At 60.5% G+C, this 25,720-nt stretch carries 22 protein-coding genes, 1 tRNA gene and 1 pseudogene; 11 read left to right on the top strand and 13 right to left on the bottom strand.

The window, feature by feature from the left end; all coding sequences use genetic code 11:
- Positions 1–266: 266 nt before the first annotated feature.
- Positions 267–959, bottom strand: coding sequence for an Nmad3 family putative nucleotide modification protein (locus AC1Q6V_RS33520; protein WP_136227936.1), 693 nt, complete (start codon positions 957–959; stop codon positions 267–269).
- Positions 960–1,837: 878 nt separating this feature from the next.
- Between AC1Q6V_RS33520 and AC1Q6V_RS33515 the strand changes: the two genes are divergently transcribed.
- Both AC1Q6V_RS33515 and AC1Q6V_RS33510 read left to right on the top strand, forming a co-directional pair.
- Complete coding sequence (locus tag AC1Q6V_RS33515; protein WP_011154086.1) at positions 1,838–2,107, top strand: type II toxin-antitoxin system ParD family antitoxin; 270 nt, start codon at positions 1,838–1,840, stop codon at positions 2,105–2,107.
- Positions 2,104–2,409, top strand: coding sequence for a type II toxin-antitoxin system RelE/ParE family toxin (locus AC1Q6V_RS33510; RefSeq protein WP_011154087.1), 306 nt, complete (start codon positions 2,104–2,106; stop codon positions 2,407–2,409). Before AC1Q6V_RS33515 ends, AC1Q6V_RS33510 begins: the two co-directional genes overlap by 4 nt.
- A gap of 236 nt (positions 2,410–2,645) precedes the next feature.
- Here the strand turns inward: AC1Q6V_RS33510 and AC1Q6V_RS33505 are convergent, their stop codons facing one another.
- The gene (locus AC1Q6V_RS33505; RefSeq protein ID WP_011154088.1) at positions 2,646–2,894 is read right to left on the bottom strand and encodes a hypothetical protein; all 249 of its coding nucleotides are present in this window, start codon (positions 2,892–2,894) and stop codon (positions 2,646–2,648) included.
- Between the two features lie 193 nt (positions 2,895–3,087).
- Between AC1Q6V_RS33505 and AC1Q6V_RS33500 the strand changes: the two genes are divergently transcribed.
- On the top strand, positions 3,088–3,315 hold the full coding sequence (locus AC1Q6V_RS33500) for a hypothetical protein (protein ID WP_328706773.1): 228 nt from the start codon (positions 3,088–3,090) through the stop codon (positions 3,313–3,315).
- A gap of 353 nt (positions 3,316–3,668) precedes the next feature.
- Here the strand turns inward: AC1Q6V_RS33500 and AC1Q6V_RS33495 are convergent, their stop codons facing one another.
- The 3 genes from AC1Q6V_RS33495 to AC1Q6V_RS33485 all read right to left on the bottom strand — a co-directional run bounded on the left by AC1Q6V_RS33495 (position 3,669) and on the right by AC1Q6V_RS33485 (position 8,052).
- Complete coding sequence (locus AC1Q6V_RS33495) at positions 3,669–4,097, bottom strand: hypothetical protein (protein ID WP_011154089.1); 429 nt, start codon at positions 4,095–4,097, stop codon at positions 3,669–3,671.
- Between the two features lie 235 nt (positions 4,098–4,332).
- Entirely contained in the window at positions 4,333–5,355 is a 1,023-nt protein-coding gene (locus tag AC1Q6V_RS33490) for a hypothetical protein (protein ID WP_041688683.1), read from the bottom strand.
- Between the two features lie 18 nt (positions 5,356–5,373).
- Positions 5,374–8,052 carry a DEAD/DEAH box helicase gene (locus AC1Q6V_RS33485; protein WP_011154091.1) on the bottom strand — a complete coding sequence of 893 codons (2,679 nt, stop codon included), beginning with the start codon at positions 8,050–8,052 and terminating at the stop codon, positions 5,374–5,376.
- Between the two features lie 649 nt (positions 8,053–8,701).
- Here AC1Q6V_RS33485 and AC1Q6V_RS33480 point away from each other — a divergent pair.
- Positions 8,702–9,160, top strand: a complete 459-nt coding sequence (locus tag AC1Q6V_RS33480) for a hypothetical protein (RefSeq protein ID WP_011154092.1) — start codon at positions 8,702–8,704, stop codon at positions 9,158–9,160.
- A gap of 164 nt (positions 9,161–9,324) precedes the next feature.
- Positions 9,325–9,412 (top strand) — tRNA-Ile (locus tag AC1Q6V_RS33475).
- Between the two features lie 439 nt (positions 9,413–9,851).
- Here AC1Q6V_RS33475 and AC1Q6V_RS33470 read toward each other — a convergent pair.
- Together AC1Q6V_RS33470 and AC1Q6V_RS33465 are read right to left on the bottom strand one after the other, a co-directional pair.
- Positions 9,852–10,799 carry a polyhydroxyalkanoate depolymerase gene (locus AC1Q6V_RS33470; RefSeq protein ID WP_231881538.1) on the bottom strand — a complete coding sequence of 316 codons (948 nt, stop codon included), beginning with the start codon at positions 10,797–10,799 and terminating at the stop codon, positions 9,852–9,854.
- A gap of 374 nt (positions 10,800–11,173) precedes the next feature.
- Entirely contained in the window at positions 11,174–11,371 is a 198-nt protein-coding gene (locus tag AC1Q6V_RS33465) for a hypothetical protein (RefSeq protein WP_011154094.1), read from the bottom strand.
- A gap of 910 nt (positions 11,372–12,281) precedes the next feature.
- Between AC1Q6V_RS33465 and AC1Q6V_RS33460 the strand changes: the two genes are divergently transcribed.
- Both AC1Q6V_RS33460 and AC1Q6V_RS33455 read left to right on the top strand, forming a co-directional pair.
- Positions 12,282–12,593: an H-NS histone family protein gene (locus tag AC1Q6V_RS33460; protein ID WP_011154095.1), complete on the top strand. Its 312-nt coding sequence runs from the start codon at positions 12,282–12,284 to the stop codon at positions 12,591–12,593.
- A gap of 74 nt (positions 12,594–12,667) precedes the next feature.
- On the top strand, positions 12,668–12,985 hold the full coding sequence (locus tag AC1Q6V_RS33455; protein WP_041688690.1) for a hypothetical protein: 318 nt from the start codon (positions 12,668–12,670) through the stop codon (positions 12,983–12,985).
- An 805-nt stretch (positions 12,986–13,790) separates the two neighbouring features.
- Here AC1Q6V_RS33455 and AC1Q6V_RS33450 read toward each other — a convergent pair.
- Positions 13,791–14,669 (bottom strand): hypothetical protein, encoded by an 879-nt coding sequence (locus tag AC1Q6V_RS33450; protein ID WP_041688822.1) that lies wholly within the window; start codon positions 14,667–14,669, stop codon positions 13,791–13,793.
- Positions 14,670–14,871: 202 nt separating this feature from the next.
- Positions 14,872–15,249: a hypothetical protein gene (locus AC1Q6V_RS33445; protein WP_041688692.1), complete on the bottom strand. Its 378-nt coding sequence runs from the start codon at positions 15,247–15,249 to the stop codon at positions 14,872–14,874.
- A 422-nt stretch (positions 15,250–15,671) separates the two neighbouring features.
- Here AC1Q6V_RS33445 and AC1Q6V_RS33440 point away from each other — a divergent pair, with 422 nt between their 5' ends.
- On the top strand, positions 15,672–16,382 hold the full coding sequence (locus tag AC1Q6V_RS33440) for a metallophosphoesterase family protein (RefSeq protein WP_011154096.1): 711 nt from the start codon (positions 15,672–15,674) through the stop codon (positions 16,380–16,382).
- 654 nt (positions 16,383–17,036) lie between these two features.
- On the opposite strand, the gene AC1Q6V_RS33435 is transcribed toward AC1Q6V_RS33440, so the two are convergent.
- The 3 genes from AC1Q6V_RS33435 to AC1Q6V_RS33425 form a co-directional block, all read right to left on the bottom strand.
- Complete coding sequence (locus AC1Q6V_RS33435) at positions 17,037–17,732, bottom strand: nucleotidyl transferase AbiEii/AbiGii toxin family protein (RefSeq protein WP_011154097.1); 696 nt, start codon at positions 17,730–17,732, stop codon at positions 17,037–17,039.
- Entirely contained in the window at positions 17,729–18,232 is a 504-nt protein-coding gene (locus AC1Q6V_RS33430) for a helix-turn-helix transcriptional regulator (protein WP_011154098.1), read from the bottom strand. The genes AC1Q6V_RS33435 and AC1Q6V_RS33430 overlap by 4 nt, the downstream gene beginning before the upstream one ends.
- A 266-nt stretch (positions 18,233–18,498) precedes the next feature.
- Positions 18,499–18,795: a type II toxin-antitoxin system RelB/DinJ family antitoxin gene (locus tag AC1Q6V_RS33425; RefSeq protein ID WP_011154099.1), complete on the bottom strand. Its 297-nt coding sequence runs from the start codon at positions 18,793–18,795 to the stop codon at positions 18,499–18,501.
- 295 nt (positions 18,796–19,090) lie between these two features.
- On the opposite strand from AC1Q6V_RS33425, the pseudogene AC1Q6V_RS33420 reads away from it, so the two are divergent.
- A pseudogene (locus tag AC1Q6V_RS33420) lies at positions 19,091–20,250 on the top strand (sensor histidine kinase).
- 70 nt (positions 20,251–20,320) lie between these two features.
- On the opposite strand, the gene AC1Q6V_RS33415 reads toward AC1Q6V_RS33420, so the two are convergent.
- Positions 20,321–23,641 (bottom strand): DEAD/DEAH box helicase, encoded by a 3,321-nt coding sequence (locus AC1Q6V_RS33415; RefSeq protein ID WP_011154101.1) that lies wholly within the window; start codon positions 23,639–23,641, stop codon positions 20,321–20,323.
- Between the two features lie 422 nt (positions 23,642–24,063).
- Here AC1Q6V_RS33415 and AC1Q6V_RS33410 point away from each other — a divergent pair, with 422 nt between their 5' ends.
- On the top strand, positions 24,064–24,336 hold the full coding sequence (locus AC1Q6V_RS33410; RefSeq protein WP_082236122.1) for a type II toxin-antitoxin system Phd/YefM family antitoxin: 273 nt from the start codon (positions 24,064–24,066) through the stop codon (positions 24,334–24,336).
- Positions 24,330–24,755 carry a type II toxin-antitoxin system VapC family toxin gene (locus AC1Q6V_RS33405; RefSeq protein ID WP_011154102.1) on the top strand — a complete coding sequence of 142 codons (426 nt, stop codon included), beginning with the start codon at positions 24,330–24,332 and terminating at the stop codon, positions 24,753–24,755. Before AC1Q6V_RS33410 ends, AC1Q6V_RS33405 begins: the two co-directional genes overlap by 7 nt.
- Positions 24,756–25,720: the final 965 nt, after the last annotated feature.

The raw sequence follows: 25,720 nt of genomic DNA, 5'->3' as shown, positions 1-25,720 counted from the left end.
CCAGAGCCAGGTCTTCATCACTGGAGAGGCGCAGCCCGGCACGCCGGCAAGGACTTCCGTCTCAATCCGGTCGGCTCTTCCCGCCCCTCAAGCGACCGTCGTCGCTCTACAAAGCAGCCGGTCAGGCGGCGGCCGTTGCACGGCGGCGTTTTATGAGGCGATGACCGATTCGAGTCGCAAGTCGCTCGCCGTGATCGGCGCGTCGGCAGGCTGGAGTCTCAGATGCCCCGACCTCGGCGCGCGGCTTAAGCCAGCTGCGGGCGCATTCACTCCATAGCATGAAGCCAGGAAACTGTAGCGCCAACATGCGTCGCCGGAACCCATCTGCCTATCGCACGCTTGACAGAACCGGAGAATCCGACCGTATCTGCGACCGAAGGCACTATCTGCTGGATCCCATCTGATATTGGAATAGCACGTTCGAGTAATTTTGAGCTTTCTTTATCGCCCTCGACCACCACTAGCTTGTCCTCACGTTGCACGCGACGAAAGTGGGCATTGTTCAGGTGCGATGAGATGGCTGGTGGCCACGGAAGCTCCGGGCTCATTGCATGAACGGCATGGACTACGAAGTAGCCGATTACACAGCAAGTACCGGTTGTGATGCCATCCCCCTGGAAGCCCGCATAGAAAACAAGATAGTCGCCACGATTCAGGGTTAATAGCTGGGAGCGCTTTGGATGACTAGGCTCCCCATAGCTGTAGGTGACGAACTCCGGGTCGTAGTGAGCCGGCGCATCCAGGCCAATGACTTGCGCGAGGGTGCTGCCCCGTCGCGACGGAATGTCGCCGTATCTAAGGGCATTGTGTACTGGCGCTCCTTCAGGAATAGGCACGTATTCAAAGCTGCGATCGGCTTCAATAGGAGATAGCCGACCGCCGCATCCACGGTCGATTCCTACGCGCAGGAAGAGAATTTTGGTTTCTGACATTTTGCTGAGAAAACCTGTGTAGCGCAATGAGACTGTTTCGTATCGATTTTTCCTTTACCCAGCGCTGGCGAGGGGGGCGCGTCATGCGCAAGATGCAGGATAGCCTTCAGTTCCGCATACATATCTTCGAACACACTGTCAGATATGATGACGCGTCGATTTGTTTTCAGCATATGCCCATAAAGCAGCGGGTAGTCCGACTGAAGCAATGGCCCGTGCTCGTTGAGCAGAATGAAACGCTCAAAGGCCCATATCGCGTGCCCTTTGGGACTGACGCCGCACGCTTTCCTGCTTATCCCAACCCAATTCACTTTCTTCGCTATTCCTTCGTCGCCAGGCCACGGGCTTACTCCTCCAATACCGATTACGTGGTTGAAGCTCCAGTCCCGTACCGATCCCATGCAGTCATTGCATCCAAAGAGGCCGCTTTCGTTGGGGTCACCCGTATGGGTTCTTTTGTAGATGAGAATTCTTGGTCTGCTCTCCGGCATTGCTCTGTCTCGATGGGAGGGGCGCAGCGGTCATCGCGGAAATCGCTGCAATCGTGGAAAACGGGCAATGGACAGATTGTCGCTAATCTGGACGTGCCAGTCCAACGACCGGTTGAATCCGCGGCCGGCTACCGCCGTTGCGCTACCTCCAGACTCGCAAACAAGAGGAGCAGCTGCCCGCGTGGTCAGGATGCTCGTGACGCCGGTGTTACCAGGGCGCGGCAATAAGGTTCGATAACGTTGCCTTATCGGCGAGTAGGCGCCACGAGGAATACAGAACCGGGGGAAGGAACAGCTGTCGTAGATGCTGCTTACTGCACTTTACACCAAGAATTTGATAACTATTATCAAGGGCGGTACACTTCATGACACCGGCGTACGCCCTGCGCCGGCCCCGTCTGAAGAGGAGCAAATATGATCAGTGCCGACCTTGGACAGCAACTTGAGCGCTACGTGACTGAACTTGTCGCCTCGGGCCGCTATGGCTCTAAGAGCGAAGTACTGCGCGAAGGCGTACGTCTGATTCAGGACCGTGAAGCGCAACTGATGGCGCTGGACGCGGCGCTCGCGCAAAGCCTGGCCGAGGCGGACGCGGGCCGCGGCACCGACGCAGCCACCGTGTTCGACCGCCTCGAGGCCAAGTATCGCGCCGCGGCAGGCAGAACACCCGGGCACGGCGCATGATCGTCGTTCGCCTGACGCCGCTGGCCGAGGCCGAACTCGAAGCCATCGCCGACTACATTGCCCGCGACAACCCGCGCCGCGCGCTTTCCTTCGTGCGGGAGTTGCGCGACCGGTGCCTGTCGCTCGCAGACATGCCGCTTGCCTTCCCGCTGGTACCTCGCTGTGAGGACCGAGGCGTCCGGCACCGTGTACACGGCAACTACCAGATCTTCTACCGCGTGGTGGGCGATCCGCCTGCGCGAATCGACGTGCTGCACGTGCTTCACAGCGCCCGCAACTATGCCGCGCTGCTGTTCAACTGAGGCCTCCCGGCCAGAGTACGGCGGTAGACATTCGGGGCCGCGTCGCTTCGGCAGCCCGACGACTTAGGTATCAAAGTGGAGGGCGGTGCGCCATGATCGATTCTGCCTCGATCACGAAGCGCCCCGCGTGAACGCAGCCAAATTTGAACATGACGCCCGTACTGAGTAATTTTGCCAGTAGCAGGGGGGTTATGTGGAATGGGGAGGGTGAGACGTCGGTCGGCGCCACCGGCACCTCAGTCGGCCGTCGAAGCGCAGGCGCTCGAAACGGCAGCAAAGTCGAAATGCGCGGCGGCATAGATGGCATTGCAAGCCCAGACTTCTTCGCCATCCTTGTAGAAGATGACCCATTTGCCGTCGCTGACGCAGTGGGCGCCAGGAAACACTTCGTCATGGCCATTCGGTCCGTCCAGCGGAAAGGACGCGTGGGGTGTGGCCCAGTAGCGGCCCTTCGGTAGGGGCTCGATCGTCTTTGGCATGCTCATCAGGCCCAGTGAGGTGTTACACAAGACACCATCGCCCAGTGAAGGCGAAACGGGGGATGGTGTCACCCTGCAACAGCGAAGACCGTCCTTCGTGTAGGCTTCACCATCCAATCACCTGTTGCTACCCGTTGCGATGTCGATGGCACGATACCTCTTGTTTGTGGCCCGCGCCCTCGGCGTAGGCGCCCTGATCATGATCGTCGCCATCGTCTCCCGGCAAGTATATTTGCGCAGCGCTGCGGAGGCTGCTGACGCCGGCGCAGACGAGGAGTCTGCGGAGGCTGCCGACGCCGGCGCAGACGAGGAGCCTGCGACAATGATGTTGATACGCTGCGAGACGATGCACGAACGTCTGCAGAACCGGCACAGCTCGGCTGCGAAGGCTGACGAGCGGCCACGCGCTCGTTGCAGGGAGTCCTGACTTCGGAGAACTTCCGATTAGTCGACCAGGAGCTAGGCCGCACGCCTGGTAGGCGACAGCGGCGAATGAGCCGCGCACAATCAATACTTTCATGATCATGAAAGTATTGATTGTGACGATGGGCCCCGCGGACGGCTATGCTCGTCATCGCTAGCCGACCCACAGCGGATCGTGGTTCAAGCGCAAGAAAATCGGCCACGTTCGGGGGAGCCGCCACTCGAACGTTCCGCATAAAGCCGTGGGCCAACGTCAGTATATGGCCGATCTGCCAGGCAATCTGTCTGTCACGGCGGTGCCTGAATTCCCAGAGGACCACCCTTTACCGCCAGACATTGCGGCATGTCTATCCGGCGCTACGACTCCAGAATCTCCAGCCCACTTTCGGCACACCATTGCCTCAGCGCTCTTTCGGCCGAGTCGGCTTCAAACGAATACCAGAGCTCGAGAATGCCTTTGCGCTCCAGCAAGTCCTTGAGGCGCGCGTAAGCGCCTTGTCGCCGGAAGAATTCTTCCACCTGGTCGCGACACTCAGGCAACTCCTGTGCAACAAATTGGAGGGCGAGACTTCGTCCAAGACCGAGTTCGTTCTTATGCGGTATCGCAAGGTAGCGGTCCGAGGTTTCAAGGTCGTCAGGAACCTCCTCGTCGAAGGTGTCGTTGTAATCAGAAGTCCAATAGACTTTGCCCGTATCGAGTGAGACATACGCGTTGTGCTCCATCGGCGCCGCGCAGCTAACGAAGTCGAATGCCATGGATAGATCGTCGTGTTTGACTGCGACCATGTCTGTACTCCCATGGGTTGCGAGGTGAACGGCCCAGCAATATTCGGTGACAGCCGGACATCTGTCTTCGTCAAGGGCCGATGCATGATGATGGTACCGCAGCGCTCATCGCGGCCCGAAGGCCGAGCTCCATGGTCATCCACCGACCGCTGAAAGCGCATCGCCCCGCACGTACTCTTGCCAGGACAATTTCTCGGAATATCACGACGGCTTCCATGCGAGATGGAATCGAAGTTTAGCGGGACGTCCCCTTCACCGGTCGAGTACTGACGCGCTTCCTTGTTGCAGCCTCGTTCTGCGTTGCAGGCGGGGTCGCCACGTTTGCTTTACCGGCAACAACGTTGCCAGATGCTGATTTGCGTGGCCCTGCGGATGCCTTGACTGATGACTTCTTGGTTACCGACTTATTATCCTCCGCAGTCTTCGCATTCGCAGGTGGCTTACGGGTTGTCGAGACGGCCGACTTGGTCGCCTTCTTCGCTGTCACCTTACCTGCCGGTGGCTTGTTAAGTCTGACAGCAGGCTTCGGCGGTGGGTTAGCGTCGGCCATCTCGATGCCAAACACGTCGGCCACCAGGGCGTCGTCGAGCACCTTGCTGGTGGCGGGTCGTTTTGTCGATTTGGGCAGGCCAGCGCCGGCCTGCCTGACGAGATCATTGGCATCGACGCGGCGCAGGGCGAAGAGCAATTCCGGCTGTTGGTCGAGCCGCGCGCCGATGCCGTAAAGTACGGCAGCAACGTGCTTGCACATTGACGCCCAGTCCGGACAACTGCAACTGAACCTGATGTCTTCCGGCATCGGGAAAAGACCGCTGCGAGGTTTGCAGATGCGCTCCATCACGGCTGTCGAGAGCTTGCCCTGCAAGAGTTCCACGATCGAATCGATCGATTCCGCGCAATCGGCGCCGATCGCTCGCCATTGCTTTGCGGGACATGCCGTCACGGTCACAGCGACCGTGTACAGACTCGAACCCATTACCTGCGCGCGGACTTCGCCTGCCGTAATCTGAAGGTCGATCACGGAACCGTTGCGCACATAGGTACGGCCGCGCGGCAGGCGGTTGGCATAGTCGCTGTAGCTTTCCAGATTGTCGCACCAGGCCTTGCCCCAGAAGGTCTTGGCGATGGCACCGCGGTATGAGGCGATTGGCGACAGCACCGAACCAGCCTTCTTCGCCTTCTCGGCGGCTCGTTCAGCCTTCTTTCTGCGCTCGGCGACTGAGACATAGGGCTTCCATCCCCCGTAACCGTAACCCATTCCGGTTCCTCTTGACGATCAGTTTTCTTGCGCGGCATGAACGTCGAGCTTCACGAGATCGAGCAATTCACGATTGCTCATCTCGGTAAGCAGGAGTTCTGCGCCGCCTTCCAACACATCCTTCACCAATTGCTGCTTCGCTTCGATCAACTGGTCGATACGGTCCTCGACCGTGCCACGGCAGATAAACTTATGCACCAGGACGTTCCTCCGCTGGCCGATACGAAATGCACGATCAGTCGCCTGGTTTTCCACCGCCGGGTTCCACCAGCGGTCGTAGTGGATCACATGCGACGCGGCGGTGAGATTCAGACCTGCCCCACCGGCCTTGAGCGAGAGCACGAAGAAGGGGGTCAGCTCATCTTCCTGGAATCGCTTGACCAGTTCGCGGCGCTTGGCGACCGGGGTGCCGCCATGAAGCACCAGACCTTCGCGGCCAAAGATCGAACCTAGAAAAGCCGCCAGCGGCTCAGTGGTCTCGCGGAACTGGGTGAATACCAGCACCTTTTCCTGTTTGGCGGCAATGACTTCGGCCAGTTGGCGCAGGCGGGCGAACTTGCCACTGTCTTCCGCCTTCCAGGCGGCGTCGCCCAACCACTGCGACGGATGATTGCATATCTGTTTGAAGCGCATCAGGTAGCTCAGCACGACACCCTTGCGACCGATGCCGTCGGCATCTTCAAGCGCGGCAGCCAGATCCTTCACCGCACGCTGATACAGTGCCGCCTGGCTCGGGCTCAGGTGGCACCAGGCCTTGAGCTCGGTCTTGTCCGGAAGGTCGTCGATTATCCGCTTGTCGGTCTTCAGGCGGCGCAGGATGTAGGGCCGTACGAGCGTTCGCAGCGGACCGAAGTGCTCGGCCTTCGCCAGCCGCCTGGTAAAGTCGGCAAAGACTTTGTCTGAGCCCAGCAATCCGGGGTGGGTGAAATCGAAGATGGACCACAGATCGGACAGGCGGTTTTCCACGGGAGTGCCGGTCAGCGCGATGCGCGATTGTGCCTGGAGCTGCTTGACCTGTCGCGTTTGCTTGGCGCCCGGATTTTTTATCGCCTGTGCTTCGTCGACAATGGCAACGCGCCATTGGAAGGCTCCCAGTACCGGCTGGCGAAGAAGCGCGCCAAAGCTGGTGATGACGAGATCGATGTCCGCAAGTCGCGCCGGGTCCAGCGCACGCAATTCGGCCGTCGGCATGGCCGACGGATGGGCGATCAGTAGGCGCAAGCCGGGGGCAAAGCGCTCAGCCTCTGCCGCCCAGTTGGCCAGCAGCGATGCAGGGGCGACCAGCAGACTGGGCCGCGCCTCGGCACTTTCTCGCTTCAGCACGAGCAGAAGCGAGAGTACCTGCATGGTCTTGCCCAGGCCCATATCATCCGCCAGGCAAGCGCCCAAACCGAGCCGGGTGAGCAGGTACAACCACCGCACGCCGGCCTGTTGGTAGGGCCGCAGGGTGGCCTTCAGTTCCGGTCCCGGGCTGATCTGCGCCAACCCCTCTGGCTGACGCAACTCCTGCAGGGTGTCAGCCAGCCAGGGCCCTGCAACAAGCTGCGACCAGTCGCGGTCAGCGGGGTCGGCACTATCGTCGAGCGAAACCCCCGCCAGAAGGCGTAGAGCCTCATTAAGCGGCAGACCGCTTCGCGCCGCCTTTTCCATGGCCTCGAATCGCTTCATGAGACGACTGAGCTTTTTCTTGTCCACCTCGACCCAGCGGCCACGGATGAGCTGCAAGCCGTCGGCGCCTTTGAGCAGATTCCTGACCTCGGTGGCGCTGAGACACTCGCCATCGAGCGAAACCTCCATGCTAAAGTCCAGCAACGCGTCTTTGCCCAAGAGCGAGGGTGGCCGTGCTCCGACACTGGCTTTCACAACGGGACGAGCAGGGCGGCCCGCCTGCCAGACGCCTGGCATGCGTACGACAATCCCGGCAGCTTCGAGTTTGGACAGGTCCGAGAGAAGGCGATGGGCATCGAGCGGCGTCCAGCGCAGCGGATGGTATATCTCGCCGGTATCCACCATTTCGCGAAGCCAGTCGCAGTGTTCCGCGGCGCGCTGCACCGGCAGCAGTAATGACAGGAGCTGCGCCTTGCTCCTGACTCCCGAGAATTCCGCCAGGGCCTGCGACAGTGGCTGATGTTGCGCTTTACCATGGGCCGACAGACGCGACGTGTAAGTCGCAAGGAAGGCGAACGGTGACTCCGGGTCCTTGCGGTTCTCAGCAAGGTTGAAATGCACGCGGCCGACGAGATTCCAGGCCGGGTGACGCAGCTTGAGGAAATCCTGAAGCGAGACGTTTGCGGTCGCCAGTTCCTGGTGCAAGGCAGTATCGATCTCGCCCCACAACGTGCCCAGCACGGCTGGCGTCAGATACTCGCCGCCCGTCATCGGCGGTGCATCGTCAATCATGGCATCGAAATCCTTGGCAGCAGGCGTTGCGACCGCGATCTCGCCGCCTTCGGGCGTGGCGCACAAGGCAGTGACATAGCGCGCCGCAAAATCACGCCACCAGGCCCATGCAGGGGGCAAAATGCGGCCGATTTCGGCCGTTCCCAGGTGCAGCAGGCCATGTCCCGCGCCAAGCGCAAAAGAACTCTCAAGCCGCTGTCGCGTTTCATCTGCCAAGATTGGCGCGGCGTCCTCCGGCACTGCAAGCAGGTGCCCGCCGGGCGTCAGGTGTGGCACAAGAATGTCGGGCGCAGTCACAGGTGCCCGTTCCAATCGCACTGTTTCAGCAAGCGCTGAAGCTGCATGTTTTCAAGGGAAGCGGCTGCGAAATCCACCAGCAGGCCCTCCGGCCTAGGTTGGACTGGGTAAATCTTCGATTGCCTCTGGACCGACCGAATGATCGGCTCAAGCAACCCTCCAGGGTATGCCTGCCTGCTGCGCTGCACATGTCTTGTGAACTGTCTATTCATCTGCTGTAGGACAACCTGTTTGCTAGTAATCACTCACGCAAATTCGCTCCCGGCTCCGCTACCGAATTTTGCCAAAGGCAAGCACGACTTTCCATGAAAGGGTACCAAAACCTCAGTCACACGAGATGGGATGCCGCCGGCGTCCCCCGCACGGCGAAAATCAGCTGGCGCGCTTGTTACAAACGACAAAATGGCGGAGTGTCCCGAATGGCCTGAATCGCTTCGAAGGCGAGTGACGGGGCGAATGGCAGTTGCCTCGGCAGAGCCGACCGTTCGAGTGTCTGGAGATGGCCGGCTACGCGCGGCGGAGTCTGGCATCTCGGCTGCCCTTGGCCGCGCCGGCCGAGTCCGTTGCAATACAACGAAGAGATAGACCTCTGTTAGGCAGGCACACGTACGGTTATACTCCGCGCTTCACAACTAACGGGTAATCCATAATGGTCGCTGCAACGAAAGCAACGAAGGTCAGTGCAGTCTCGAAGAACAAGTCTGCCGCCAAGAAGGTGGCCGTGCCAACGAAAAAGGCCAGCGTGCTCGCGCGTGAGGCTCAGGCGGCGAAAAAGCGCTTGCTGAAGCTGCGCGCCGACATGAAGAAGGCCATTGAGGCAGCAAAGCGCGAAGTTGCGCAGGCAGTGGAAGCCGCCAGGTCCGCGCTTCGCTTCGAGAAGCAAGCCGCAAAGGACAAGCTGGCGGCGAAGAAGGCAAAGGCTGCGGACGCCAAGAAGGCCGCGGGCAAAGTGGCCGCCACGAAGGCAGCCCCGAAAAAGGCAGTGACCGGTACCAAAGCCTCCGTGAAAGCTGCGCCGAAGAAGGCCGCAGTGAAAGCCGTGACGAAGAAGCGGACTCCCGCAAAGGCAGTGGTGCCGACCGTGGCGACACCCGAAGTTTCGGCGTGATTTTGGCCTCGGCCGGTATGGCACTTCGCCGACCGGTCGATGACCGAAGATGGGCGCACAGCTTGCGCCAAGCCTGCTCGACTGAGTCGTGTATCGAGCCATTAGCTCAGCAAATTAGAGGCAAGTTGTGCGAACATCAGGGTAGAATTTCGCGCGACGTTATAGGGCCGGACGCCGTGTTGGTTGCAGGCAGCGGACTCATAATCCGCCGGAGACATCCCACCGTGGGTTCGAATCCCACCCGGCCCACCAGGTTTGCGTCTGCCATTACTGCTCGATGAGGATGAACTGCGTAGCCGATGCATTTGCCGGCTCGCCTTGGATGGCCGCGCCCGAGTCGCGCCTGGCAGGTGAGCCTAGCATCGCGATCTTTGACGATCGCACCCGACTGGTGTGCTATGACAGCTCCGCTGGTCGAGCCCGGAGGTACAAGCGGCAATCGCACAACTTGAGGCTCCAATTCTGGATTGCTCAGGGCGTCTCGCTGACAACCGATCTGGCGAATTCCATGATCGCGCACGGCTACCGTGCTATCGGCATCGGTATGGCTGGTCTCTACGCCAACGTGGGCTGGCGTAGGTCATCGACGACATCGATCGACTGAAGTTCGCCGGTCGAAGGTAGGCTGGAGTGGAAGGGCGCCTACGCCTCGCCTACCTGAAATGCGCTGATTGGGCGAGACGCCAGCGTCTTACATGTCGTCTCGTGTCATATCGCAAATCCAAGGGAAGACTTCAGTATGCCAGACAGGTCCACGGAACAAGTCATAGTGAGTACAACCGGCAATCGTGACCAGTCGCCTGTCGTGCGCGGATAGGCCTCGGCACAGGTCATGCGCGGCGTGGGTCTGCCCGCGGCCGGATATGTCGTCGAGCTCGCCTTCGATGGTAAGCAAGGCGGTGGAACGGATGTCCTGGGGACGCACCAACTGACCTCGCACTCGCCAGGTGCCAAAGGCGATCTGAAACTCCTGAAACACGGTCCGAACCGTGTCGAGATAAAACTCGGCGGCCATGTCGAGCACCGCGCTGTAGTCCAGCAATGCTTGCCAGTGAACATTGGCTCGCTCGGCATCGCCACGAGCAAGGTTTGCCCAGTACCCTTCACATAGGCCCCATAGCGGTGATGACTGCGCAGCGGCGAGACCGGAAAGTTGCACAAAACTCGGACAGACCTGACGTCCAGCACCTGCATAGGGATGCGGCACTGGGTAAACCAGATTGCGTCGGAACCACTGGATAGAGCGGCTCGAGGCGAGGCGCCCAATTGCAGTGGGGCTGCGACGCGCGTCAATCGGACCGCCGATGAGAGTCAGGCTGGTTGGCGTCGCCTCATCGCGGCTTGCCAACAGCGCGATGGCGCCATTGCTCCAGTCAGTGACATAGACAATGTGCTCTTGCAGTAGCGATTGCACCACGTCGCGAAGCATGACGGCGTGATGCCCGGCAAGCGGCGCACAGACGAGTACCGCGGGAATCCCTTGCTGCCCGTTATCATGCCCAACCGCTGGGGCAGCTTCAAAGCGCAGCAGGCGGCAAAAAGGGCTTTCCGATACGAGTTGCTCGACCACGGGAACAACACGGCCGTCACGAAGGATAGCGGTAACGCCAAACGTCGGTTCCTCGCTGGCCGTGCTCAAGCGATACAGGTTTTCCCAGCAGGCGGCCAAGTTCCCGGCCCCCGGAAGATATGCAAGTGGACTAGAGGGCTGACCAAGGCTCGGGCAGATTCATCCGCCCACGCCTTCATCAGGGTCCGCTGATATTCAAAAATCTGATAGAGCATGCGGACCCCAAACCAACGAATGCGTCAGGAGAAAGAGCGCCATCACTCCGAAATTGCGGACGTTGACGCGCTACCGCAAAGCGCATTGTCAAGGTGCGTGGCACTCACGGCGGTCAGCAGAACGCTAAAGACGCTGCCCTGAAGCCACGTTGAGGTCGCCAACTTCAAGCGGAGATGACCGTTTTCTGCCGTGGAGCCGGCGGCTCCGTTTGCGCCCAAGTTTAACGCCTAGCGAATGCGGCGTACGGCGTCGAGCAGAGAATGCCCCCGGCTGGTCAGACGCGGATGGGCGCCGCTGTCATGACCATGCTCCATCGTGACCAGTTTCTGTTCCAACAATGCGTCCAACCGATCGGGATCGACGTCGTGAACGTCCGGTGCATCGCCAAGCAGCAGCAGTGCTGCGATTTCATGCGGACTTAGCATGTCGGTCTCCTTGATCGAGTCAAAAGGGAACTGCGACGGCTGATCTGTGTACCGTGCTCCACGGGGGAGTTAGGAACCGCAATTGGATGATGTCGGTGCAAGGAACGCGCCGGGAGCGCTACACCGAACGTTTACGGTAAATCCTTCAGTCGTGGAAAGCAAGTGAGGAATATGCTGCGGGGCAGCGGAGAAGTCCAATCCCCGATTGGGATAGCGGCCCGGCAGGCGGCTGCGTCAGTGTGGCCCGAAGGTCGTCGTGAACCTTTCAAGACCCGCGCTTTTCCAAAACGGGCCAATTACGGACCAACGCCTCTCGGCACGCTTCAAGCGATCACTGGCCTCCTTGCCTGAGTGCAGTTCGCGCGAAGTTCACTGCTCAACGTCGCACAACGGCATTACAAAAGCTTCAGTCCCGCCATCGTGGCGCGTGCCGGGACACTATGCGAAAACTGCCGAGCTCGGAAGTTTTCCCCACGTCAAGGCTGCGGCGTACCCGTTTCTGCGAACGTTCTAACCAAGGATTGTTAGACAAATGCAGCCTCGAGTACTCGGTCGAAATTTTTTGGACCGGCCGATTGCCGTGAGTGTCACGGTCAGGGCCACAAGCCTGAGGCTGGTTCTTATCAGTTCAAACCGAGGGGACTTTGCACCCGAATCACGCGCATTGTTTTACGGCGCTCCCTTTAATGCAGTTCTCGCTGCCCTTACCGCATGGAGCCTCACTGTGGCGCGGCGGTGGTACTCAGTCGCTGTCATACTTTCTCGCTCAGCTTTTTTGGTCATGATTCGGAGCCGCCAAGCGAATCATTGGACTGCTCATTACCCAGAAGGTTAAAGTTTTTATGCCCTGAAGATCAAATTGGCTCTAAACTACCTATCTGGATCTCTCGATCGGAAAGGAAACCAGAAGATGGCAACTTACAAAGAACTGATGGCGCAGAAGGCAGCTCTGGAGGCGCACTTGGAAGAGGCACGTGCGAATGAAGTCGCCTCTGTCATCGAGCAGATTCAGAACCTGATGGCGGAATACGGGCTGACTGTCGAAGACGTTACCAAACGCCGTCGTGGTCGTCCTGCCGGCAGCGGCGCTGGTAAGGCGAAAGCGGGATTGCCCCCGAAATACCAGGATCCGAAGACGGGCAAGACCTGGTCTGGCCGCGGTCGTGCGCCGTCCTGGCTTGGCAAGAACCCTAACAAGTTCCTGATTGCAGAAGAGGCGTAAATAGGCGCAGCACGTCCCGCCAGAATAGTGTCCAACCCCTGCATGCAGGGGTTTTCTTTTTGAGAGCAATCGCCATGTCATTTGAAGTGATTCATGCCGATATCATGCTCGCCCGGCCAAACTTGGTTCCTCGTGAACGTACCGAGCGGGGGATACGGAACGGCTATTCCTACTGGCTCCGGCTTCCGCCCAGCAAGGTACTCAGAGTGATCCGCCTTTCGCACCAGTCTGGCGACAGCTATGAGTTGGTGCGTGCGGCCAGCGAGCGCAGAACGCGTCAGAAAATACGTCAACGGTTTTCCGGGTCCATAGCCGAGCTGATAGCCATTATTGACGAAGAGATCGACATCCTTTGCAAGGATGAGCGCTTGGTATCGAAGCCTGGTTCATAGGTTTGCTGGCCAAGACCAGGCCGCCCACGAGAAGCAGGGCGGTACGTTCCGATCCACGCGGCCGCCGTGCCGCTTCAGTTTCGTAGAATTGGCGCCATGTCGACCAGCGAGGACGCTCTCGGGTCGAAGTGAAGGGCCTGAGGGTGTAACAGATTGGGCCGCAAGACGGAATTTTGGCCCCCAAAGACCTTGTGACTACAGCAGAAGAGCCTACGAGGCTGGGCTTCGACCGATCGATTGCTGGGATCGTAGATGCAGGTCGCCCATTGCGGCCCAATTCATTGCACCTTGGCCGTCGCCCCCGCCAAGGGGAAAGCAAATGCAGCGCGAGAGCCTCATAATCCATTGGTCGGTGCTCGACTCACGGGGCGCCCAATTCCACACCACTATCGTTGCGCCAACGACACTCGCCAGCGACCGAGCGTACCTGTTTCAGCGTACGGCAGTTTGGTTTTGTTACGGCGAAGCATGACGAGGCGCTGCCACAAGAACCAACTGTGTCTTGGCACACCAACCAAGCCGCCGAGTCAAAATTGGGAAGGGCTTGCCCGTCACGATCACATAGCCCCTACTACGCGGCTCGCACCGGCAGGCGCCGCCGGCGCTGCTCTGTACGTTACTGGTGTCGGGAGCAACTTCAGCGTGATCATGTGACAACACGTGGTGGCTGCGCGGGAGCTTGAACTTGCCGATTACTGCCGTTCCCAGGACATGGATGTCGACGCGGCGCGCGCTCTCGTCCGAGAGGTAGAGAGCATTTTTTTGTACCCTGTGAGTGCGTGCAAACGCGAAAAAACCCGAAACGTTACCGCGTACGGATGTAGGCCTCGAAGAGACCCGCGTGCAGGCCGCGTAAGTCCTTTCGCCGTTCCAGCAAATCATGCTGGCGGCCCTGGCGCTCAAGGTTCAACAACTCCAGCATGATCCGCAATCCCTTTTCGGGTAATGTGCCCGTCGAGGGCTCGGACGCGCGTAAGAGGGCAGCAAGTCCGGGTTTTTCGGTCAAGGACCAGGCTGGGAGCCACGCGAGATCATCTAGCGTACCGTCACCATCGAATTTCGCATCGAACCGCCGGCGCAGCGCCAGCAATGACGAATCACCGAGCGTTTGTATGAGCGCGCCGAGCTTCTTCGGGGATAGCCAAGCAAGCTCGGCCAAGAGCGGCCATGCCGGGTCAAGCCCCTGTAGCCGGTAGACCGTCTCGGCCATCCAGGCGAGGGGAGTTGGAATTCGTCGCCATGACCCAATTCGCTTGATGCTGTCAGATGCTGCAGTCCACTCCGCAGCGCGCATCCATAGGGGTGCCGCATGCCATTCGGGCATCTCCCGGTGAAACGGCAATTGAGAGGCGGCTCGGGCAACAGCACGCCACAGCGGTAGGCACCAAGCCATGCCCGCTGCGTCGCCGAATGCTCGGCGCGCTGCCGGCATGCACGGCAAACACCACCCTTCGCAGGTGTCGCGCAGTGCCGTCTGAGTCGCGAAGTGTTCGTGGACGGGAGCCTCCAGCACACAGACAAGTGTCTCCAGGGTCGGCACAAGCGTGTCGTCCGGATATTCCGCGACCAGGCGCTGCAGTGCTTCACGCCCGGCGGCGGCATTGCGTTGCTCAAGCGCTGTGAGCACGTCGTTGCGAAGCATGACATCGCGGCCATCTTCAAAAAGATCGAGCTGATTCGTCACGGCGTTCCCGTTGGTAGTCAGATTGCGCCCCTGCAGGACCGGCCCGACATCGCCGGGCACAACAAGTCTTCAGGGATGGTAGCTGCTGCCGCGACTACGGGCAATCCGCAACCGGCCAACCAGATCTCGACGAGACAAGCGCTACCCGAGGGCGGCCAGGCAAATCAAGGCGCGACGCGTGGCGCTGATTCTGCCTTGGACTTCAGGACTCCGCCCATACAGCATCGACATCTCTCGATAGATGTCCAGCGAGGATGTAGTCTCCGAGCTTCTCCGCTTTTCCCTCCAGGCGCTCCAAGTCAGCCGCTGGTAGCATGCTGAGCTCAAATTGGCAGTAAAGATTGCGCTGACGGAACGTCAACTTTGGACGACTCAGTCCCGCAACGAGTGCGGCGGGCGAGCTGACGGCAATGCTCTCATGGCCGCGATACTGGACACGTATGCCAAGCTTTTCGCCCAGCCTGCCCAGCTCAATCGCATCCTGCCATCCTGATTCGTAGTCCAATTCCACGACCGTGACGCCCACTGTTTCCAGGAGCTTTAGTGCTTCGCCTTTGGTCGCAGCCAGATCTGTCGCCATTGCCGCCTCCCCTGCTCGTAGGACCTGTGGCGATTCGCGCGCTTCGACGGCCCAGATTCATATTGCATAGCAACATTGTAAGCGGGGAACGGTCTATTTCGTCAGGTCTTGTCGTCTCGCGTACCACTTTGACTTAAGCACCTGTACCGGTCGAGGCAGTAACCTTGCGGGCGCAAGTCGCGATTACGCCTTCGACAGATTTGTGATCAGGTAGATTGGTGATCATTCAGAGATAATCGGGTGACAGCGGACTGCCACTTTGCAAACGGAGCGCGCTCGATAGGTCATGCACAGTTGCACGAGGTCATGCAGGGCGCTTTTACCCAGACCGTGGCCGAGACGCATGGCGGGCCTACACCTGCCGGCCGTTCAGATTCACCGCCGTCGATTCCATCAAACCACGTCACCTATCCCAAAGACCGATGTCTGAAGGCCACGTATTCATTTGCGGCGACCCCCATGGCGAGTTCGGCCCGCTGATTGAAAGCGTCCACCGTCACCGCCCCGAAGCAGTGGTGCTCGCAGGCGACATCCAGGCCAGGCGCCCACTGGATGAAGAGCTCGCCAGCATCCTTCCTCTGACGCAGGTGTGGTGGATTCCTGGCAATCACGACACCGACAGCGATGCCGACTACGACAATCTTTTCGGCTCGGCCCTGGCCGACCGGAACCTGGATGGGAGGGTGGTCACGATCGCAGGCCTTCGGATTGCCGGGCTAGGGGGGATTTTTCGCGGCCAAGTCTGGATGCCGCCCGAACCAGCGCGCATGGAGAGCGAGTCTGACTATCTGGCCAAATGTGGGAAGGGGAATTACTGGCGGGGTGGTCTGCCGCGGCGCCATCGCAGCACGATCTTCCCGCAGACCTACAACGCGTTATTGAGTCAGCATGCGGATGTCCTGGTCAGCCATGAGGCTCCGGCTTGTCACCCACACGGGTTCGAGGCGATTGACATGCTCATCGAAGCAATGCGAGTGAAACGAGCTTTCCACGGCCATCACCACGAATCCACGGCTTATCCGACCGCAGGACCGTGCCGCATCTTCGGTCTCGGTGCGTGCGCGGTGGCCACGATCGAGGGCGAGTTCTTGCCCAGCGTCCTGACTTGTCCGGATCAAGTCGAAGGAGGCTAGACCAACGGTTGAGGTTCACGGGCAACGCTGTGGGGCGCCAGCGGGCCGGGCAAACGACTGGCGCGTTTGCGAATTGTGCACGATGGTCAGACCGCCCGCAGGTCAACATGACACCGGCAGATCCGGTGATCGATCGCGCAGCGGCGGCGGCCGTCGGCAAGTTGGACGCGCCGGTTGCCAGATGGTGAGTGCGACCAAAAAAACAGCCCTCGATCCGATGGAGGAGAGCCGCAGAAACGTCCAAGAAGAAATCGGGAAACACCTTGCGGCGCCACCCACATTCAGTACCCACCAGGTTGCCGTGGACGGCAATCCAGCCTGGCGCCGCGCAGTTCACCGGTTCGCGAAAAAAGAACCCGCGCTCATCAGGGGACGGGCGCGGGTGGTAGCAGGACCTACCGGAGCAGGATACGGCGATATAAACATCGCGCAACACAGGATTAGGAGGCTTTTTTCCCGGCAGTTCTTTTGCCAGCGAAAAAATTGTCATGTAGCGGGCAGACAATGGAACGATGGGTGGAGCCTCCGACCTTGCAGGGCCGCCTCGATGCTGTTGGAGCGCTCGGCGTGACGCATTGAGTCGGATGCACTGCTCGCCGGAGAACTCACACGCGCGCGGACGTAAAAAGCGAGGGAGGGTGCCGGCGTTGAATCCTATGGACGCTGCCTTTCCCGCGACTTCTGCGCAGTGTCGTCGGTTTCCTGCAGGGAATGAAGAAAATCTCCCACCAGTGCGACACACTCGTCAAAGCATCTGTTGAAATTAATCCGCTGGATCCTGTCGAACTGCTCACGCATGATCGGCGGGCCGGCCTCGACCTGGCCCCGGAAGGCGGAGGCGTGTCGAAGCAGAAACGGCGCAGCGTGTGTGTGTGCCGTCGGTTCATGCTCGACCACGACGGCCAGGTCAAAGAGATCCCGCGCAGTGGCACGGTCGCCACGATGGTAAAGCTTTTTGGCAACGATCTCGGCCGCGGTCTCCACCTTGACGGATTGCCCCATGATCTCCCAGATTTCGAATGGCTTGTCGGTCAGGTTGGGCGAGGCCACGACGTCGATTTCCCCAGCGTCGAGCACCAGCTTCACGAAATCCCCTTGCTCAACGTAGTCGCTCGTGATGCTTTCCGCGGCCTCGCTCAAACGCGGCGACACGAATCCCAGGCATTGCGGATCCGGGACAAAGAGGTCGATATCGCGGGAAAAACGATGGCGGTACCGAAGCATCAGGACCGTCCCGCCGCCGAAGGTCCAGAACGGCTCAATGCCCCCGTGCTTTCTGACCTCCTCCATCAGCGTAAAGGCATGAGGGAACAGGCTTTCCCAGATGTCGCCCTTTAGTTCAACTTTCATGCCCACAGGCCTCCGCGCGTGACCATCAAGGTCTGCGCAAGCCGCCTGAGGTTCTTCCAGATGTCGGCTGGATTCCGATGTTGCTTCGCCGCTACCTCCGCGACCACCTTGGTGACGAGTTGCAGAGGCGCCTCGTCCAAGACATGGGCCACCTGTGGACGATACTCCGACGGCACCTCGCCGGTGGCGAGGGCGCGCTCGAGCTCGTCTGGCGTGAGCTCGCCGGTGTAGCTCACGTTGGCGCCCTTCGCGGCCATCCACAGCGCCCGCATTGGCGACCCGCTAGCCAGGCGGCGCTCATCGGGATCGTTTATATCAAGTGCTAAGCCGAGCACATCCATCAGTCGCCCGAGCGACTGGAGCGTAGCGTTGACGCTGCCGTGTTCAATGCCGTTCAGCGACTGGCGCGACAGCCCTGCCATGTCGGCCAGCTGCTGTTGGGTCAGCCCCAAGGCAACCCGCTTGCGCTGGATCGCGTTGCCCAAGAGAGCGGGATTCATGGCGATAATCTCCAAACATGTGTCAAGTATAGACGACAAGATGGATGGTTGGCTTTCCGCCTATGCGGGGGACGAGTTCTTGGGATCCCGAAGGCAAGACTCGGCGTGCGATACGTCAGATCGCGCCGCGTGAGCCCAGCACGATCCGGGCGGTCCGCCGGTCGCACGCGGGCGGGGCTGGACGACGCTGGCGACCAAGCTTGGCGATGGCCTCGTGCTTATCCCCTGAGTTCGGCAGTCACATATTTGCGCGGCGCAACATCCATTCAACCGCGCGCACGGCGTTTCCGGTCGATCAGCGCCTGAGCGTCGTCCATGATCTGGTCATGTGGGGGCGGCGGGGCCGGGTCGGTCAGCGCTTGCTGGACCTTTGCGCGGAACCAAGCATCATAGGTCTCGGGACTCGTCGTCAGACCGGGCGGCAGCCCGCCTTCCTTGGCGATCCGTGTCAACAGAATGCGCACTGCGTCGGAAACGGTTAGGCCGACCCTGGCGAGGTTTTGCGTGGCGCGGGCTTTCAGGTCGTCGTCCACCCGGATGTGCAGCATTGAAGTATGCGCCATGAAAATCTCCTATGCATTGACCGACATTATGTATCTCAATTGCGATATAACCAAGGTAAGCGCATTACCTTGTCCGCAAGCGCCACGCTACGTTCAGTGAGTCGTTGCGGTCATCTGTACGGAACGCATGCGGCAACCGCCTCGAAGAAGTCAGCCGTCAGTTGTCACGTAACAATCGACAGCACGAGACTTCCGAGCGCTCAAAGCGCCTTATGCAATACTTTACCCATCATCGCTGACATAACATCCTATTCTTCAGAAGTGCGTTGGGGCTCCCAAAGCTCAAGGGGCAGACATGCGGCTAGCTGACTTTATCTTGCGCGATATGAAGCACATTTTGGGGGAATAAGAGGCGTTTGTGGCCACCCAGCTGCCTGCCGCACGGAATCTGGATTCTCTCGCCCTGCGCGACCCACGCACCGCAGATCTTCCAAGCCATTGCCAAAGATCTTAGGACCCCCGCAAACGAGCGAGGCGCAGCGCGAAAAATCCTTGGGACGAGCCCCGAAGGTGCCCGGTGCGCCGGACACTGCAGCCCAAATTCACGCCGTCATCCGGGCGCGCGGTGGCTTCAACATCAACCAGTTGGTCGCCGAGTACCGGGCGCTACGCGCGAGCGTGCTGCGTTTGTGGATGGACGAGTTTGAGTTGGTCGCCGGGGATCTGGATGACGTGATGCGATTCAACGAGGCGATCGATCAGGCCGTCGCGGAATCGGTGGATTTTTTCAACGCGGAAGTCGAGCAGTCTCACAATCTGTTGTTGGGAATGCTTGGGCACGATCTGCGCAGTCCTCTGCAGACCATCCAGATGACCGCCTCCTATCTGGCGGCGCTGAACGCCGGGGAGAAGGTGTCGGAGGCGGCAGCACGGCTCATTCGCAGCGGGGCCAGCATGAATTCCCTGCTGGATGATCTGTGCGATTTCAACCGAACGAAACTCAGCTTGGGTATCAACATCGCTCCCATTGAGGTCGGCCTAGCTCACGTCGTTGGCGATACCGTGGATCAGTTGCGGGCAGCGCATCCGGACCGCCGCATCGACCTTGAGATGAACGGTAACGCGCTGGGCGTTTGGGATGGTTTGCGGCTGCAGCAAGTGGTTTCCAATCTGGTGCTCAACGCGATCAGGTATGGCGCACCAGACGCCCCGGTCCGTGTTGTACTCACTGGTGACGACACCGAAGTTCATCTCGCGGTGAGGAACAGCGGCCCCGCTATTGACCAACTGACGCTGGCGCGAATGTTTGACCCGCTAAGCAGAGGTCCGGATCCGGAAGACAAGCACGCGCACGGGCTCGGGCTCGGGCTCGGGCTCGGGCTCGGGCTCGGGCTCGGGCTGTATATCGCGAGCGAAATTGCCAGGGCCCATCACGGGTCAATCGACGCCCGCTCCGACCAGGCAGAGACGGCGTTTGAGGTGCGTCTGCCGCGTCGAGCATCCCAAACGACTTGAGTGGTGCGGTCGCTTTGCCTGCCCGGGCGTCGTGCAGTGCCGTCGCGATTTGCCCGAGCACACGGCATCGTCAGGTTCCTGTCCGAATGCGGGACCGGGATTTTGTCGTCGCGGCGACGGCCGGTGCCGCCGGGATCGGCTCAAAAAGGGCCTCGATGTCTTCGGCGGAGAATTTGACGGCGCCGGCGGCATCCTCCGACAGGATCGCCTCGGCCAGCGCGGCTTTCTGCGCTTGCATCGCGACGATTTTCTCCTCGACACTGCCACCGGTGATCAGCTTGTAGACGAACACGGGCTTATCCTGGCCAAGGCGGTGTGCGCGGTCAGTAGCCTGATTTTCCACAGCAGGATTCCACCAGGGATCGTAGTGAATGACAGTGTCGGCCGCTGTCAGGTTCAGGCCAACGCCACCGGCCTTCAAGCTGATCAGGAAAAGCGGTACCTCGCCTTGCTGGAAGCGTTCGACCGGGGTGATGCGGTCCGTGGTATCCCCGGTCAGCATGACGTAGGGAATGCCGGCGTTTCGCAGGGCTGCCGCAATGAGATCCAGCATGCTAGTGAACTGCGAGAACAGCAGGATCCGACGGCCTTCCTCGATAAGTTCGGGCAGCATGTGCAGCAACAGGTCAAGCTTTGCCGACTCCTTGATCCGGGCCGCCTCTTTGATCTTGACGAGCCGCGGATCGCAGCAGACCTGGCGCAGTTTGAGCAACGCCTCCAGCACGATGATGTGGCTGCGCGCGAGGCCCTTGGCAGCGACGGCCGCCCGCACCTTTTCCTGCATGGCAGCGCGCACTGTTTCGTACAGATCGCGTTGTGCGCCTTCGAGTTCCACCGTGCGCACGATCGTCGTCTTCGGGGGCAGCTCGGTGGCCACCTCATCCTTGCGCCGGCGCAGCATGAATGGCCGGATGCGCCGCGCGAGCAGGTCGCGTCGAACGGCATCGCCGCCCTTTTCGATGGGAGTGCGCCAGCGTCGCGTGAAGTCCTGGCGGGTACCGAGAAAGCCGGGCAGCAGGAAGTCAAACTGCGCCCACAATTCACCGAGATGGTTTTCGAGCGGCGTGCCTGTCAGGCAGAGGCGGTGTCGCGCACGCAGTGTTCGGATGGTTGCGGCGGACTTGGTGGCGGCATTCTTGACGTATTGGGCCTCATCCAGAAGCAGCAGGTGATAGTCGTGGCCGGCAAGGATTGCCTCGTCACGCCACAGCAAGGCGTATGTGGTCAGGATCAGGTCGTGCTCGCCGATCTGGTCAAAGCGATCGTGACGCTGGGGGCCGTGCAGATCCAGCACGCGCAGCGTCGGCGTGAAGCGCTGGGCTTCCTCGCGCCAGTTGTGCACGAGGGTCGTCGGCACGACGATCAGCGCAGGCCGGTCCAGCCGGCCCCGTTCCTTTTCCGTGAGGACGTGCGCAAGGGCCTGGATCGTCTTGCCCAGTCCCATGTCGTCGGCCAGTACCCCGGACAACCCGTGCTCGCGCAGGAACTGCATCCAGGCGAGCCCCTGGCGCTGGTAAGCACGCAGTTCGGCCGTCAGGCCGCGCGGCACGGGCACGTCTGCCATCCCGGGACCCGCCATCAGCCGCTGCGCGAGCTGCCGGATCGATGCCGCGCCGTCAAACTGCCAGCGCCCGGTCTGATCCAGGGCATGGAGCCGGGCTGCATCCCACTCGGAAATGCGCATGCCGGTGTTGAGCGCGTCGAACAGGTCGATCAGCACGCGCACGACGGGTTTCAGCCGGTCGGCACCCAGGCGCAGCCGCTCGTTGCGCTCGGTCTTCAGATCAATCGCTTCGTCGTCGGGGATGCCATCCAGCCTGCCTGACAACCAGCGCGAATCCCGGCGAAAGAGGTCAGCCAGCAGCGGCTCCAGACGCACCGTACGGCCGTTGACAGTGATGCCCATCTCGACGTCGAACCAGCCATCACCGGTCTGACGCAGGCGGCCGTCAATGGCCTCGATCTCAATCACATTGTGCCGAAACGCGTCCGTCATGACGACGCGCCAGCCACTTGCGCGAAGGATCGGAAGCAGCACCTTCACGAGGCTTGGCCAGCTGGCATGGTCCTCGGGGCCGAGCATGTCGGCCGGAAACGGGGCTGGCCCAAAGACATGGTCGGCCCGAATCTTCCGGAACCCGGCCTGTTGCAGTTCTGTCAGACGCTTGCGCTCGAGATCGGCGTCCCGTTTGATCTGGACGACCTCGCCACCGGTGGTTTGAAGGAGAGTGGTGCTGCTGTGCGCCGGGAGGCTGTGTCCTGCGTAATCAAAGCTGACCGTCGCAAAATCCTGCGCCGAGGCCCATGTCGACAACGTGTCCAGGGCCAGGACGGGCACCGGCGCGCAGTGGATGCTTCGCACCGACGCCGTTTCATGCGCAGGCGGCATCGGGAGTTCGGGCGCCACGTCACGCAGCACATTCCCAACCAGTGCGGCCTCGTCCAGCGTAATGGCCGGCATGGACAGGAAATCGGCGAGCTGTTCGGAGGGCCAAGGCATCGCCAGGATGCCGGCTTCACCAGCATCCGCGTCGACGTACCAGCACGGCTGGGTGCTCGTCAGCAACAGGGAAGCGGGTGGTTCGGCTTGCAGAAGCGGCCGCACGCGCGTGTCGGGCTGCGCCTGCCAAGTCAGTTGCGCGCCGCGCGCGGCTCCGACTTGCAGCGCACAGTGCGTGCCGGGATAGTGTGAGCCCGCGGGCGAAAAGGAAACAAAAGCCCGTCCGGTTGCCATCAGTTGCTCCAAGATGACGGCACCGGTTGCGCCCCGCAGGCCAAAACCACCCATATAGGAGGCATGTGAGCGGCCCAGCCATAGCCCGCGCAGGATCGGCAGATCCGCTTCGGTAACAAATTTGGGGGGTTCGACCAGCGCCTTCTCGATGTTTTGCCACGGATCGTCAAGCGAGCGAATCGTGCCGTCGGCGCCAACGCGTGCCTTGTAAATCGTTACCTCGCCGCCGCGGTACGATTGGCCGATCACGTAGGCTAGGGCATGCGTGGGCTTGGACGGCTTTTTCTTGGCCGCGGGATTGGCGGCCGTGCGCCTGGCACGAAAGCCTTCAAGCCAGCTCACCAGTTCCGCGCGCACGCCGGTGGACGGTGGCTTCGGCTGGTGCGCCAGGCCGGCGATCAGCAGCGCTGCCACATGCTTGCAGTCGACCCCAACTGGACACGTGCATTCGCCTTCCACCCACATGTCGTCGTCGACGTCGTGGAAATACACACGCACGTCATACGGACGCGTGCGGGTGCCTTGCACCAGGCCCGCCAGGGTGTCCTCGTCGATCCAGCGCAACTCCGAGACGGCACTCGCATAGGGACGCGCCTTGGACACCGTGAACGGATCCAGCCATTGCGCGATTTGCCTGGATTGGTAGGGGACAGACATTGACTGAAGGAGGCCGGTGGACAACGTCGGGAGCATTTTACGCGGCTGGACTCGCGACCGGTAAGGCAGCAGATCCCAAATCGAAGGCGAGCTGGCTCGTCTCGGTAGGCTGGGCCGGCGATCGTCCTCGGCGGGGAATTCGAGTCGTCGTGATCGACGCGGGCGGAGATTTCCGGCGGGTGTCGACGCCGCTTCATTCTGCGGGGAGGGCCGGCGTGTGCCTTCGTCAGCAGGTCAATGCCCAACTCTAATGTCTAGTGGGTACCTCGACCAGAATGGCGCAACGGGGTCGGCCGCCCGGTCGAACAATTCCGGGACCTTCCGGGACGATCAGTATTCCCTGTGGCAAGGTGTCGAACTGACGCTGGAGTCCCATTGATGTACAATTGAAACGTACATATCAAGCAAGGGAGCACCTTTCCATGCAAACTATCCCGTTTTCTGAGGCAAGAGCGCACCTCGCTGATGCGCTGCGAGGTGTAGAAGTGGCACAAGAGCCCCTACTGATCTCCCGGCGCGGGCAGGCTGCCGGCGTCTTGATGTCGTGGTCTCAATATCGACAGCTGGTTGGGTCTTCCTCTGGCTTTTCTGCGCGTCTGGCAGAGTGGCGCCAACAGCATTTGACAGAAGAGAATGAGAGCGATCCCTTTGCGCAAGTACGCCAACCCGATGGGGGAAGAGAATTCTCATGGTGAGCGCCGTGAGTTGGTTGCTCGACACCAACATTGTTTCAGAGGCCATGCGGCCGAGACCTGAGGTCGCGGTAACGGACAATTTGGCCCGCTACGAGGGGGAGCTAGCAATTCCGGCCCCGGTCTGGCACGAACTCCGTTATGGCTGGTTGCGCATGCCGGATGGCCAACGGAAGGACGCAGTTGGCCGTTTTGTGCAAGATGTCGTGGGCACTTTGCCAGTCTTGCCTTACGACGCTGCCGCAGCGCGGATCCACGCGGAGCTGCGCCAGTCACGCGAGCGGGCTGGATTCACATTGCCATTCGTGGATGGGCAGATTGCATCGGTTGCGATAGCGCATGGGCTAACCTTGGTGACACGCAATACGAAGGATTTTTCGGAATTGACTGGTTTGCGGCTGGCGAACTGGTTCGTCCCCTGATTGCCGCGAGGACGAGGCGATCATCAAGGCAGCCATCGACGCCGGCCAGGAAAAAGGCATTCAGCAGCCAGGCCGATCTGCGCAAGCTGATTGGTGTCGACCTGGCGTAATGAACTGGAACAGCACGGAAAAACGGAAGGATGGTGCTGACGTTGAAAGATGGAGAACCGCAACCGGCGATGGACGTTAGATGACATGTCGCCGCTGCGACCGGGCATCCACGTGTGGGCCATGGATGCAAAGCCCGCTATGCCCGGGAAGACGCGGCTGGTTGAAGAGTTTCGTTCTCGGCAATTATTTCTCTTGCGGCGTTTCGCGAATCCTTTTGCGGAGACGATGAGACAGATCTTGGATCCTGGCGTGTCGGCGTTGCGTAGTCTCCTGCGCTGGGAAACAATCGGTTGGAGGAAGTGCTGGGGCCAACAACGTGGATATCCGCTTTAATCGCAACCTAAGCGCTGGCTCCGCGCGCGTAACTCGCCACGTCATCTTGACCCCTGCAATAGTGGCTGATCTGGTCAGTCCGCGGCTCGGCTCGCTGCGGCTTTGAACGCCGAGGACTGTCGCCGTCAGGCGCGCCGCGTGCGCCTCCGCGCGATCACGGGCGAAGCTGGAGGGGCTGCTGCCACGCGCCCGCCCGCCTCGCCGCGGCCTCCTTGTTCTAGCCCATGGGGCCAGGAACAAATTCTGCAAAAACCGAACGCGGTGCAGCAGCTTGTGGAGCGCCGCCTTGCGCTTTGCGATGGGCCAGTCGCGGATGTGGCCCGCACAGTTCCGCAACATGAAGGCAATTTAGGGCGCACGGTGGATTCTCTCCAATTGTCTACGCAGGGCGTAGACAATTCTGCGTACAATGTCTAAATGTGACTTATATTTAACATAATATACATTATGCGCGTATCGAGTGTCAGGGCCAAATAGAATTGTCGTACCTGGGCCAATTAGACATGTCGTACTCCCTTGTC

Source organism: Cupriavidus sp. GW823-FHT07B10, from assembly GCF_058794355.1.
This window is presented reverse-complemented; position numbering and strand designations above follow the sequence as displayed.

Coding starts and splice junctions, on each gene's coding strand:
- AC1Q6V_RS33480 (WP_011154092.1), top strand. CDS start 8,702: ATGGTCGCTGCAACGAAAGCAACGAAGGTCAGTGCAGTCTCGAAGAAC.
- AC1Q6V_RS33465 (WP_011154094.1), bottom strand. CDS start 11,371: ATGCTAAGTCCGCATGAAATCGCAGCACTGCTGCTGCTTGGCGATGCA.
- AC1Q6V_RS33440 (WP_011154096.1), top strand. CDS start 15,672: ATGTCTGAAGGCCACGTATTCATTTGCGGCGACCCCCATGGCGAGTTC.
- AC1Q6V_RS33500 (WP_328706773.1), top strand. CDS start 3,088: ATGATCGTCGCCATCGTCTCCCGGCAAGTATATTTGCGCAGCGCTGCG.
- AC1Q6V_RS33510 (WP_011154087.1), top strand. CDS start 2,104: ATGATCGTCGTTCGCCTGACGCCGCTGGCCGAGGCCGAACTCGAAGCC.
- AC1Q6V_RS33415 (WP_011154101.1), bottom strand. CDS start 23,641: ATGTCTGTCCCCTACCAATCCAGGCAAATCGCGCAATGGCTGGATCCG.
- AC1Q6V_RS33410 (WP_082236122.1), top strand. CDS start 24,064: ATGCAAACTATCCCGTTTTCTGAGGCAAGAGCGCACCTCGCTGATGCG.
- AC1Q6V_RS33405 (WP_011154102.1), top strand. CDS start 24,330: ATGGTGAGCGCCGTGAGTTGGTTGCTCGACACCAACATTGTTTCAGAG.
- AC1Q6V_RS33495 (WP_011154089.1), bottom strand. CDS start 4,097: ATGGTCGCAGTCAAACACGACGATCTATCCATGGCATTCGACTTCGTT.
- AC1Q6V_RS33490 (WP_041688683.1), bottom strand. CDS start 5,355: ATGGGTTACGGTTACGGGGGATGGAAGCCCTATGTCTCAGTCGCCGAG.
- AC1Q6V_RS33455 (WP_041688690.1), top strand. CDS start 12,668: ATGTCATTTGAAGTGATTCATGCCGATATCATGCTCGCCCGGCCAAAC.
- AC1Q6V_RS33505 (WP_011154088.1), bottom strand. CDS start 2,894: ATGAGCATGCCAAAGACGATCGAGCCCCTACCGAAGGGCCGCTACTGG.
- AC1Q6V_RS33430 (WP_011154098.1), bottom strand. CDS start 18,232: ATGAATCCCGCTCTCTTGGGCAACGCGATCCAGCGCAAGCGGGTTGCC.
- AC1Q6V_RS33435 (WP_011154097.1), bottom strand. CDS start 17,732: ATGAAAGTTGAACTAAAGGGCGACATCTGGGAAAGCCTGTTCCCTCAT.
- AC1Q6V_RS33515 (WP_011154086.1), top strand. CDS start 1,838: ATGATCAGTGCCGACCTTGGACAGCAACTTGAGCGCTACGTGACTGAA.
- AC1Q6V_RS33445 (WP_041688692.1), bottom strand. CDS start 15,249: ATGGCGACAGATCTGGCTGCGACCAAAGGCGAAGCACTAAAGCTCCTG.
- AC1Q6V_RS33460 (WP_011154095.1), top strand. CDS start 12,282: ATGGCAACTTACAAAGAACTGATGGCGCAGAAGGCAGCTCTGGAGGCG.
- AC1Q6V_RS33425 (WP_011154099.1), bottom strand. CDS start 18,795: ATGGCGCATACTTCAATGCTGCACATCCGGGTGGACGACGACCTGAAA.